3 protein-coding genes are annotated in these 2,521 nt (G+C 74.4%); 2 read left to right on the top strand and 1 reads right to left on the bottom strand.

Going from position 1 to position 2,521, the window contains the following annotated elements; all coding sequences use genetic code 11:
- Positions 1–67 precede the first annotated feature (67 nt).
- Positions 68–1,084 (bottom strand): 2-hydroxyacid dehydrogenase, encoded by a 1,017-nt coding sequence (locus tag ACLEQD_RS41275; protein WP_410391397.1) that lies wholly within the window; start codon positions 1,082–1,084, stop codon positions 68–70.
- Positions 1,085–1,292: 208 nt separating this feature from the next.
- Here ACLEQD_RS41275 and ACLEQD_RS41280 point away from each other — a divergent pair, with 208 nt between their 5' ends.
- On the top strand, positions 1,293–1,571 hold the full coding sequence (locus ACLEQD_RS41280) for a hypothetical protein (RefSeq protein ID WP_410391398.1): 279 nt from the start codon (positions 1,293–1,295) through the stop codon (positions 1,569–1,571).
- Positions 1,568–2,491 carry a hypothetical protein gene (locus ACLEQD_RS41285; RefSeq protein WP_410391399.1) on the top strand — a complete coding sequence of 308 codons (924 nt, stop codon included), beginning with the start codon at positions 1,568–1,570 and terminating at the stop codon, positions 2,489–2,491. The genes ACLEQD_RS41280 and ACLEQD_RS41285 overlap by 4 nt, the downstream gene beginning before the upstream one ends.
- Positions 2,492–2,521 lie beyond the last annotated feature (30 nt).

A 2,521-nucleotide genomic window follows, 5' to 3' on the forward strand; every position in this document is an offset into this window, starting at 1 on the left:
CGCGCGACGGGGAGCGCGTGACGCTGGAGGTAGCCGGGGCCCCGCCGCCCGCGGGCGGGCCGGGCCTTCAGCGCGGGAGCACCTGCTCGGCCCGGACCTCCGTCACCCCCAGGGGCTCGCCCCGCTCGAACCGCGTCACGCTCTCCAGCGTGGTCCGGGCGATGGCGTCCAGCGCCTCGCGGGTGAGGAAGGCCTGGTGCGCGGTGACGAGCACATTGGGGAACGTCAACAGGCGCGCGAGCACGTCGTCCTGGAGCACCTGGCCGGAGAGGTCCTGGAAGAAGATGCCCTCCTCCTCCTCGTACACGTCCAGGCCCGCCGCGCCCAGGTGGCCGGACTTGAGCGCCGCCAGCAGCGCGTGGCTGTCGATGAGCGCCCCGCGCCCGGTGTTGATGAGCATGGCCCCGGGCTTCATCCGGGCGAGCGCCGCCGCGTCGATGAGGTGGCGCGTGGCGGGCGTGAGGGGCACGTGCAGCGAGACGACGTCCGCGCGGGCCAGCGCGTCCTCCAGCGTCACGGGCTCCAGCCCCAGCGCCTTCGCGTCGTCCTGGGACAGCCGCGGGTCCACCGCCAGCAGCCGGCAGCCGAAGCCGTGGAAGATGCGGGCGGTGGCGCGGCCGATGCGCCCCAGCCCCACCAGCGCCACCGTCTTGCCGTGCAGGTCGAACCCCACCAGCCCGTCCAGCGAGAAGTTCCACTCGCGCACCCGCGCGTAGGCGCGGTGCACCTTGCGGTTGAGCGCGAGCACGAGCGCGGCGGTGTGCTCGGCCACGGCCTGCGGCGAGTACTCCGGCACGCGGACGACGGTCATCCCCAGCCGGGCGGCCGCCTCCAGGTCCACGTGGTTGAAGCCCGCCGAGCGCAGCGCCACCAGCCGCGTGCCCCCCGCCGCCAGCGCCTGGAGGCACGGGCCGTCCAGCCGGTCGTTCACGAAGGAGCACACCGCGGGAAAGCCCGCGGCCAGCCCCACCGTCTGGGACGTCAGGCGGGGCTCGAACCAGGTGAGGGCGTGGCCGGAGGCGGCGTTGGCCTCCTCGAAGGCGGTGCGGTCGAAGCGGTGGGTGTCGAAGAAGGCGATGCGCATGGACGTGGGTTCCCTTTCTTCCCCCACCTTGCATCCGCCATGCGCGGCCAGGACACCGGCCCGGAGTGCCGCGGGGACGCAAGCGTTGCGGAGCGCACGCCGGGCCGCGCAATTCCTGCGGAGCCGCGCCCGGCCCGGCCCGGGAAGGCCATGGCATGCATCCTGAAATGGGAGGCGTGCATGGGCCGCGCAGGCCGGAGGACGCACCATGGATGCCACGCGTGACGAGGAGTGCAGGCGGCTGCGCAAGCGGTGGCGGACGCTGCTGGAGCTGAGGCTCCAGCACCGGCACCTGCTGCGCGAGGTCATGGGCGCCGGGGCTCCCGCGTGGGTGGACCGGGCCGTGGCCCGGGAGGAGACGCAGATGCTCGACGCGCTGGACGCGCGCGAGGCGCGGGCCCTGGCGGTGGTGGAGCGCGAGCTGGCGCCATTCCCCGCGCCGGACAGCCTGCCCCGGTGCTCCTGTCACGCGGCGCGTGGACGATGAGCCCGCCCCCGAAGGCCCCGGTCTCCATCGGGTGGTTCGCGCTGGGCTACTTCGCCTGCTACCTGCCCTATAGCGCGCTGACGAAGGCGCTGAGCCTGGGCGCCCTGCCGGGCATGAGCGCGGGGCTGCCCGGCTTCGTGCTGCTGCCCTCCACGGCGCTGGCCACGCTGGTGGGGATGTTCGCCTACCTGGCGTGGAGCGGCGCCTTTCAGCACGCGGGGCGGCTGCGCGTGGGGCCGTGGGCGCTGCCCTGGCCCGGGCGGTGGACCTTCCTGTCGGGCCTGTGCACCACGGGCATCATCGCCACCACCACGCTGGCGTACACCTTCGACGGCACCTCCATCGTCTTCATGATGCTGCTGATGCGCGGCGGCGTGCTGGTGCTCGCGCCGCTGGTGGACGCGGTGAGCGGCCGGCACGTCGCGTGGCCCTCGCGCGTGGCGCTGGGCGTGAGCCTCGCGGCGCTGCTCGTCGCCACGGGGCCGGGCACGGAGCTCCGCCTCGCCTGGGTGGCCGCGCTGGACTGGGCGGTGTACGTCGTCAGCTACTTCGTGCGGCTGCGCTTCATGAGCCGGCTGGCGAAGAACCACGTGCCCGGCGCGCGCGAGCGCTACTTCGTGGAGGAGCAGATGGTGGCCGCGCCCGCGCTCGTCGTCCTGCTCGCGCTGTGGGCCTCTTCGGGCGTGGGGGGCGCGGCGGCCCAGCTGCGCGAGGGCTTCACCGGGATGTTCACGCGGCCCACGCTGCCCGTGGAGCTGGCCGTGGGGCTCTTCTCCCAGGGCAGCGGCATCTTCGGCGGGCTGGTGCTGCTGGACGCGCGGGAGAACACCTTCACCGTGCCCATCAACCGCGCCTCCAGCGTGTTCGCGGGCGTGGGCGCGACGCTCGTGCTCTCCCTGTGGCTGGGCTGCCCGGCGTGAGCGTCCGCGAGCTGGCCGGCGCCGGGCTGG

Source organism: Corallococcus sp. 4LFB, from assembly GCF_046520365.1.
GTDB classification, from domain to species: domain Bacteria; phylum Myxococcota; class Myxococcia; order Myxococcales; family Myxococcaceae; genus Corallococcus; species Corallococcus caeni.

What these genes read in the sequence shown, in the direction of transcription:
- ACLEQD_RS41280 (WP_410391398.1), top strand. Translation starts at nt 1,293, where the DNA reads ATGGATGCCACGCGTGACGAGGAGTGCAGGCGGCTGCGCAAGCGGTGG.
- ACLEQD_RS41285 (WP_410391399.1), top strand. Translation starts at nt 1,568, where the DNA reads ATGAGCCCGCCCCCGAAGGCCCCGGTCTCCATCGGGTGGTTCGCGCTG.
- ACLEQD_RS41275 (WP_410391397.1), bottom strand. Translation starts at nt 1,084, where the DNA reads ATGCGCATCGCCTTCTTCGACACCCACCGCTTCGACCGCACCGCCTTC.